The sequence below is a fragment of the Hydrogenibacillus schlegelii genome (assembly GCF_001653195.1).
GTDB lineage: Bacteria > Bacillota > Bacilli > Thermicanales > DSM-22653 > Hydrogenibacillus > Hydrogenibacillus schlegelii.
Genome location: NZ_JXBB01000012.1, coordinates 237,404 through 245,303, shown reverse-complemented (window position 1 = coordinate 245,303; position 7,900 = coordinate 237,404). Strand labels below are relative to the sequence as shown.

The 7,900-nt window shown below is 68.5% G+C and carries 9 protein-coding genes; 2 read left to right on the top strand and 7 right to left on the bottom strand.

The window, feature by feature from the left end:
- The 3 genes from SA87_RS05440 to SA87_RS05430 all read right to left on the bottom strand — a co-directional run.
- On the bottom strand, positions 1 to 796 hold a 796-nt coding region (locus SA87_RS05440), incomplete at its 3' end, for a transposase (RefSeq protein ID WP_066200232.1).
- Positions 797 to 1,204, bottom strand: a complete 408-nt coding sequence (gene tnpA, locus SA87_RS05435) for an IS200/IS605 family transposase (protein ID WP_066200344.1) — start codon at positions 1,202 to 1,204, stop codon at positions 797 to 799. It abuts the gene before it with no gap.
- Positions 1,205 to 1,248: 44 nt separating this feature from the next.
- Positions 1,249 to 1,653, bottom strand: a complete 405-nt coding sequence (locus SA87_RS05430; protein WP_066200229.1) for a SaoD/DsrE family protein — start codon at positions 1,651 to 1,653, stop codon at positions 1,249 to 1,251.
- Between the two features lie 30 nt (positions 1,654 to 1,683).
- Here SA87_RS05430 and SA87_RS13975 point away from each other — a divergent pair, with 30 nt between their 5' ends.
- Together SA87_RS13975 and SA87_RS05425 are read left to right on the top strand one after the other, a co-directional pair.
- Positions 1,684 to 1,947: a hypothetical protein gene (locus SA87_RS13975; RefSeq protein WP_245637658.1), complete on the top strand. Its 264-nt coding sequence runs from the start codon at positions 1,684 to 1,686 to the stop codon at positions 1,945 to 1,947.
- A gap of 335 nt (positions 1,948 to 2,282) precedes the next feature.
- Entirely contained in the window at positions 2,283 to 3,785 is a 1,503-nt protein-coding gene (locus tag SA87_RS05425; RefSeq protein ID WP_211258115.1) for an NOL1/NOP2/sun family putative RNA methylase, read from the top strand.
- Between the two features lie 150 nt (positions 3,786 to 3,935).
- Here SA87_RS05425 and SA87_RS05420 read toward each other — a convergent pair whose 3' ends face one another.
- The 4 genes from SA87_RS05420 to SA87_RS05405 form a co-directional block, all read right to left on the bottom strand.
- Complete coding sequence (locus SA87_RS05420) at positions 3,936 to 4,520, bottom strand: cysteine hydrolase family protein (RefSeq protein WP_066200226.1); 585 nt, start codon at positions 4,518 to 4,520, stop codon at positions 3,936 to 3,938.
- 85 nt (positions 4,521 to 4,605) lie between these two features.
- On the bottom strand, positions 4,606 to 5,361 hold the full coding sequence (locus SA87_RS05415; RefSeq protein ID WP_066200224.1) for a LutC/YkgG family protein: 756 nt from the start codon (positions 5,359 to 5,361) through the stop codon (positions 4,606 to 4,608).
- On the bottom strand, positions 5,361 to 6,866 hold the full coding sequence (locus tag SA87_RS05410) for a LutB/LldF family L-lactate oxidation iron-sulfur protein (protein WP_066200222.1): 1,506 nt from the start codon (positions 6,864 to 6,866) through the stop codon (positions 5,361 to 5,363). Before SA87_RS05410 ends, SA87_RS05415 begins: the two co-directional genes overlap by 1 nt.
- Positions 6,850 to 7,899, bottom strand: a complete 1,050-nt coding sequence (locus tag SA87_RS05405; RefSeq protein ID WP_066200217.1) for a heterodisulfide reductase-related iron-sulfur binding cluster — start codon at positions 7,897 to 7,899, stop codon at positions 6,850 to 6,852. The genes SA87_RS05410 and SA87_RS05405 overlap by 17 nt, the downstream gene beginning before the upstream one ends.
- Position 7,900 lies beyond the last annotated feature (1 nt).

Below are 7,900 nucleotides of genomic sequence, written 5' to 3'. Positions count from 1 at the left end.
TCCGGGTTTTCCGCCGGCGAATGCCTTCCAGCTTTTCCATCCGGATGGTGCTCACGCCACGGGCGAGGCACCAGTCCACGATGGCCCGGCTGATCTTGTGGTCCTGGTCTTTCATCCAGCGGGCTTCTTTGTCCTTCATTTGACGGATCGCTTTTAAAGCTTTCGCTTTCCCCATTCGCCGGCGAAGGGCGTGATACCGGCGGCGGACGTAAGCCGCCTGATCGCCGGGGAAAAAGAGCGTCTCCCCGCCCGCGTTCACGACCGCGAGATAGCGTAGACCCATGTCGATGCCGGCGATTTTCCCGGACTCAGTCCCAGCCGTATTCTCCTCGACGGGCAGCGTGACCGAAAGGGCGAGGAACCACCGCCCGCGCTTTTCGTACAGCTTTGCCGCGCCCTGCCTCACGTCCCTGCCGAGGCGGGAGAGAATGGTTTCCTGCTTCGCCGTGACCGAAAGCGGCACCCGCACCCGACCCGCCTGCGTCGGAAACGCGGCCGTCCAGAAGTCCCCGACCTTTTTTAGGCGCAGGTTCTGGTTGTTGAACAACGGCCAGAGGACCCGGAACTTCTGAACGTCCCGATGCGCCGCCACGTCCCGAAGCGCCTGGTTGATCACGGCCGACGGAAGGTCTCCGGCGAGATACTCCCGCGCCGTCCGGCTGGTGAGCCCTTTCGGCCTTCCGGCGGCGACGAGGTTGTTCGCCAGCGACGTGGTGCGCTCCACAAGTTCCCGGTACAGTTTGATCTTCGCCTGCGTCGGGCGATGGAGCCGGAGGCGAAGGGGGAGGGTTGGCAATCAGCCCCCTCCTTTCTGTCTTTGTTCTTCGATGTAGCGGCGGATGGTTTCGGCGGAAACATTGCCGGCTGTGGCCATGAAGTAGGATGGCGCCCACAGGGTACCGCGCCCGGTTCGCTTCTGGAGATGGGGAAACTCCAGAAGCAGCTTACGGGCGCTTACGCCCTTGAACACCTTCACGACATCGGCCGGACGGATCGTCGGCGGCACGGAAGCAAAGAGGTGAACGTGGTCCGGCATCACCTCCATGGCGATGATCTCCCAGCCGCGTTCTTTCGCCGTTTCCTGGATGATTTCTTTGAGACGATCCGCAATGGGGCCTTCAAGGACTGTTCGCCTGTATTTCGGAATCCAGACCATGTGGTACAGAATGAGATACCTGGAGTGTCTTCCGGACCTTATCTCCATCATGCACGTATTCTACCATGTGTATCAAGAATGTACAACCGGCTTCATCCCCGGAATGTCCGAGGACGAAGCCGGCGGGTTTTGTAAAGATCGGGAAAACAGCCGACCCGAACGCCCCGAACCGTGTCCTTCGGCCGGATCTCCCCGGGCGTCGTCCGGCCGCTTCCGTCCGGCGTGCCCCGGCGGAGCTCCCCTTCCGCCAGGCCCCGCTCCAGAGCGCAGGCGTCGCACATCATCAGCAGAATGCCGAGCCGCTCGGCGACGGCGGCGATCCGCTCCCCCAGCGGATGGCCGGCCCGAAGCGGATAAACGTTGTCGTCGAAAAAGAATATAGAAGCGACATCAACGCCATGCGTTCCCGCTTCCAGCTGTGGCAGGATCATCTGCCCGAGGCGGTAGCCGGCCGCCCGAGGCGTCGAGATGATGTACACAACTTTCGACCGTTCCATCGGATTCCCCCCAAACCCTTATAGGTTGCGATGTTCGAATCAGCGATGCGGACGATCGTGGCCTTCCGTACCGGCGAGCGCCGTCCGAACGGCCTCCAGCCAGGCGGCATCGACGGGAACATACGAATGGAAGCGCCCGCCGCATCGACGAGCGCCGGCACCCGGGCGACGAACGTCCGGACGGCCGCTCGAGCCCAAGGCGCCACTGCCGCCCCGTCGACCGGAAGATTCCCCTTCCCGGCGCCTTCGTCCGGGAGGGCCAACGCCCGCATCAGCACCACCGCCGCCTCCTGACGGGTCACCGGCCGATCGGGTGCAAAGCCCCGGCCGTCGCCCCGCATCCAGCCGCGTGCCAGCGCCGCCTCAACGCCGCCGGGCGCCTCTCCCCGGAAGCTCGCGAGCACGACCGGCCGACGGACCGCCTTGACCTCAGCAAGGTTCAGGCGGGCGAACCCTGTCCCGACCCCGCCTTGGGGCCGCGCGCCAGATGACATTGATTATAGGAATCATTACGATTTTGTCGAGTTCCGCCAGCGCGGTATGCTAATAGGGAGCCGGCCCGGTGGGGGGGGGCGGCCCGACCGATCGCTCGCCCTTACCGAATGGCTCAGGCAAGGAGGAGACGCCACGTGGCCTTTTCCGACCGCGATTCGTTGTTTGGCCTGGAGCGGTACCGCCCCATCGTCGACGATTGGGAGGCCTTTCGCGCCGCCCTCTTCCGTCCCCAGCCGGCGACAATTCGGGCGAACGCCCTGAAGACGACTCCGGAAGCCCTTCGCCGGGCGCTCGAAGCGCTCGGCTTTGCGCTAACCCCGGCGCCTTTCGATCCGGCGCTTTTTACGATCGACGCCCCCCCCATCCCGCCGGGGAAAACCGTTCTTCACTGGCTCGGACACTTTTACGTCCAGGAAGCGGCGGCCGCGCTGCCGGTGCTTGCCCTCGCGCCGGAACCGGAAGAGCGGGTGCTCGACCTCGCCGCTGCGCCCGGTGGAAAGACGACGCAGATCGCCGAACGGATGGGCGATCGGGGGCTCGTCGTCGGCAACGATCCGGACGGGGCGCGGCTGCAGAGCCTTCTCGCCAACGTGTATCGCCTCGGAACGACCGCCGTCGCCGTCACGCGCCAGGACGGCCGCCGGTTATCGGGCGGTCGGCCGTTCGACCGGGTGCTCGTCGACGCCCCCTGTACCGCCGAAGGGAACGTCCGGCGCCGCGCCGGCGCCCGACGCACCCGAAGCCCGGGGGAACACCGCCGCCTCGCCGCCCTGCAGACGGCGCTTCTCGAGCGGGGCGTCGCCCTCGCCCGGGACGGCGGCGTCGTCGTCTACTCCACCTGCACCTTCGCGCCGGAAGAAAACGAAGCCGTCGTCGACGCCGTCGTCCGCAAGGCCGGGGGCGCCGTCCGGATCGAACCGCTGCCCGAAGGCCTCCCCGGCGTTCCGGGCCTCGAGGCGTGGGAGGGGGCGCGCTATGTGCCCGAGATGGTCCTCACGCGGCGGATCTATCCGCACCATCTCGACTCCGGCGGCATGTACATCGCCCGGCTTAGGCGGCTCGCCCCGCCCCCCTGGGCCGACCGCCTGCCGCCAAGCCCCGGCGCCCGGGGCGCCGGCCTCGAGCGGCCGGACCCTGCGCTCGTCCGGGCGCTCCTCGACGGTTTTCGCGACCGTTTCGGCCTTCCCCCGACGGCCCTCGAAGGGCTTACGTTTTTTGTCCGCGGCGGCGACGTCTGGGCGACGCGCCTGGCCGACGTCCCCGACGGGCCGGAGCTCGTCGCCGCCGGCATTCGGCTCTTTCGCCTTCAGCCGGGCGAAGGGAAAATGCCGTCCCCCGGGCCCCTCCGGAACGCCAAGCCGACCAGCTTCGCCCTCCTGCACTTCGCCCAGGAAGCGCGCGCCAACGTCGCCGACGTCGATGCGGAGGCGCTCCTCGCCCTCCTCGAAGGCCGGCGCATCGCGCCGCCGGCCGCCGCCGCCCTCGAACGGGGCTTTGTCGCGCTTCGCTTCCGGGGAACCGTGATCGGCCTCGGACACCTCGACGCCGACGGGCTCCGTTCCGGCCTGCCGCGGGGACGGGCGGAAGATCTCCGGGCCGCCCTCCTGGAAGAGCGGGCGCTCCACGAGGCTCCGTAGTCGCCGCTCGAAAGCCCGGGCCAATCGCTTGCGCACCTAAGCCGAACAAAAGAACCGGCAATGCGCGGCCGGCCCCCAACCTCACCGGCCCCGGGATGCCCCGGGGCCGGTGAGGTTTTATTTTTTGTTTTGACGCGGAATCCCGCGCCCTCACCGCGGCGAACCCGCCGCCAGCGCCCGGATCGCCGCATCGACCGTCACGAGCGCCGCCTTGTGAATGCCGGCCATGTGCCGGAGCGCGAAGCGATGGGCCTCGGCATCGAGATCGGCGACGGCGTCCTCCAGGACGTGCACGCGAAAACCGCGAAAATAAGCCCCTTGCGCCGTCGCCATGACGCAGATCGACGTGTTGATGCCGGCCAGATACACGTCCGTCGCCTCATGCGCATTGAGCACCCGTTCGAGGTCGGTGCCGAAGAAAGCGTCGTACTTCGTTTTTTCCAGATGCACGAGGTGCGGATGCCCGCGGAATTCCTCCTTCAGCGCCTCACCGGTTCGGCCGTACACCTCGGCGCCCCACGTCCCTTTGACCGCATGACGCGGCCAGAGGCGAAATTCCGGATCGTCCTCGGCATGGGCGTCGGACACGAAAATGACCGGCCGCTCCGCCGCAAGAAAGGCCCGCACCGCCCGAAGGATCGCCGCGTCGATCGCCTGTGCCGGAGCGCCCGCCGTCAGCGCTCCTTCCGGATGGGCAAAATCGTTCAGGTAATCGACGACGACCAGCGCCTCCATCGCCTGCGCCTCCCTTCGCCGTTTGCCTGAAGCATACGACGGGGAACGTCTTGTGTCAAGACATTTGTAAATGAACCTTTTTCGGTCAGACGAGCTGCGCCCACACCGTCCCCGGGCCGTGAACGCCGAGCGTAAGCTGCATCTCGATGTCGGCGCTCCGGCTGGGGCCGGTGACGATCTGAATCGCCGACGAAAAACCGTCCTTTCGCCCCCGCTCCGCCAGAGCGCGAAGCGCCTCCCCCAGCGTCGGGAACACCGTCGCCCGCGAGACGACGATCCAGAGGACGGGCGGAAGCAGGCTCGCCGTCCGACCCGCCGTCGCCGAAGTGAGAAACACGACGCTTCCCGTCTCAGCGATCGCCGCATCCGCCGCCACCACGCCGAGCGTCGCCCGGGCGGCGAAGGCCCGGTCGGCGCCCCGTTCCGGCCGCACGTCGACCCCGAGGCGCCGGAGCGTTAAGGCGGCCGAAAGCAGCGCTTTGCGCGCCGCCTCCGCCGCCGCCAAGGGGTCCCCGCTTCCGGAAGGCTCGGCCGTCGAAGGGGCAGCCGGACCGTCGGACGGCCCTTCCCGCCCGTCGATCGGCAGGCTTAAGCCGCCGACCAGCGCTTCCCGCACGGCGTGGCGCGCGACTAGGGCCGGCAGGGCGGCCTCCGCCGGTTTGCCGACGACCGCCCCGCCGGCCTTTTCCCAGTTCTCGAGAAAAAGCGACGCCGGCGTCTCCGGCGGCCGCATCCCGATCCGGTCCGGCCCCTCAAGACGAACGGGCTCCGGCCGACTTCTCCGCCGGGGTTTGCCCAGCCGGGCGGCGATGCGATTCAAAAACGCTTCCCGATCGCCCATCACCGTCCGCCTCCTTCCGTTCCTCCGTTCGCCGGCGGCCGCCCGGCCGGCGTTCCCTTCCGCCGCTCCCGCCTTGGCGCCGGTGAAATTCGGCCTCGCCGCTTTCGCTCGGCGGCCCACCGGTCGAGGAACGGCCGCCGGGCCGGGAGCGGAAAATCCCGCATCTTTGTCCAGCCGGCCAACGGGCCGATCGCCCGGCGAATCCAGCCTTCTCGATCCGCCAGCGGCCGAAGGCAAAACCGCGCCAGGCGGATCGCCCGGCGATAGAGGGCCGGGCGCGTCACGAGCGCGCCGTAAAGTCGAAACAAAAGCCGCTCGGCCGCCGGCCGCCTCCCCGCGGCCGCCTGATCCGTTCGGTGCTCGATCAAAAGCTCGTGCAGCGGAATGCGCACCGGGCAGGCGTCGGTGCAGGCGCCGCAGAGGCTCGAGGCGTGCGGAAGCTCCGCCCACGCGTCTCCGCCGAGCAGGGGAGAGATCACCTTTCCGATCGGACCGCTGTAGACGCTCCCGTAGGCGTGGCCGCCGATCTGTCGGTAGACGGGACAGATGTTGAGGCAGGCGCCGCAGCGGATACAGTGAAGGGCCGCCTGGTACGGCGTCCCGAGGAGGTCCAGCCGACCGTTGTCGACGACGACGAGGTGGAACTCCTCCGGCCCGTCCGACTCTCCCGGCCGGCGGGGCCCGGTGAGGGCCGTGACGTAGCTTGTGATCTTCTGCCCCGTCGCCGACCGGGGAAGGAGCGTAAGGAGCACCGCCAACTCCTCCCACGTCGGCACGACCCGCTCCGCCCCCATCACGGCGATGTGGATCCGGGGGAGCGCCGTCGTCATGCGGGCATTGCCTTCGTTCGTCACGAGGACCAGCGTCCCCGACTCGGCTACGGCAAAATTCACGCCGGTGATGCCGAGCTCCGCCGTCATAAACGCCTCCCGGAGCCTCTCGCGGGCAAACCGGACGAGCGCCTCCGGCTCGTCCGAAAGCTCCGTTCCCGCCGCCCGGGAAAACAGCGCCGCAATCTCCCGGCGGTTTTTGTGGATCGCCGGCGCGATGATGTGGGACGGCGCCTCCCCGGCGAGCTGGATGATGTACTCGCCGAGGTCCGTCTCCAGCACCTCCACTCCGGCCGCCTCGAGGGCCCGGTTGAGGGCGATCTCTTCCGAGACCATCGATTTCGACTTGACCGCCCGCCGGACGCCCCGCGACCGGGCGACGTCGACGATGTAGCGCACCGCTTCGGCGGCCGTCTCGGCAAAAAAGACGTGCCCGCCGGCCGCTTCGACCCGGTCCGCAAGCTCGGTCAGATACAGATCGAGGTTTTCGATCGTCCGCCGGCGGATCGCCTCGCCGAGGGCCCGCCACGCCTCCCAGTCGCCGAGCTCAACCTCGGCCGCCCGCTTGCCGCTTCGAAACCGCTCTTGCGCCGCCCGCACCGCCGCCCGCATGGCATCATCGCGGAGGGCCTGCGCCACCCGCCGCTCGAGCGACGGCTCATCGCTCGTTCGCATCGGCATCCCCCTCCGGCTCATCCGCCGTCCGTCCGACCCTCTTCGCCGGGGGCGACGTCCTCCGCGCCCCGTCCGCAGCGTCCGCAGGCGACATCTCCGCTTGCACGCCCTCTGCCGGAGACGTCGCCCTTGGCGCCCCGTCCGTCGGCGACATCGCCCTTCCTTCGTCTTCCGACGAACCTGTCCCCTGCCCTTGGTCCGCCGCCAAACCCTCCCTTCCCTCGCCGGCTCCGGGCGCACCCTCGGACCCGCTTCCTGCCCCGTCGAGCACCTGCGCCAGATGGAGGACGCGCACCGGTTTGTTCAGCCGGCGCAGCCGCCCGGCCAGATGCCAGAGGCAGCCCATGTCGCCGCCGATGAGGACGTCCGCCCCCGCCTCCTCGAGGCGTCCGATCTTCTCGTCGGCCATCGCCGCCGAAAGCGCCGGCATCTTCACGGCAAACGTGCCGCCGAAGCCGCAGCAGTCGTCCGCCCCCGAAAACGGAACGAGCTCGAGGCCTTCCACCCGTTCCAACAGGCGGCGCGGCTCGTCGCGAACGCCGAGACCTCGCGTCATGTGGCAGGACAGGTGCACCGCCGCCCGGGCAGGAAACGATGCCGCCCCGGCGTCGGCCCCGACGACGTGCACGAGGTACTCGGAAAACTCGTACGTCTTGGCCGCCAGCGCCTCCGCCTTTTCCCGCCAGTCGGGCTCATCGGCCATGAGCCGCAGATACTCCCGGCGGATCATCGCCGCGCACGACCCGGACGGCACCACCACCGCTTCGCTGTCCGCAAAGGCGCGGAGGACACCCTTCGCCGCCGCCATCGCTTCCTTGCGGTAGCCGCTGTTGTACGCCGGCTGGCCGCAGCACGTCTGCTCCGGCGGAACGTCGACCGCCACCCCGTGCCGCTCGAGCACGCGGACGGCGCTTTCGGCCACCTCCGGAAAAAACGCGTCCACCAGACACGTGACGAAAAACGACGCGCGCAACGCCGTCCCTTCTTTCCCTTCCGTTTGATTTTTATTATCCGTCTTTTCCGCGTCGCGCACA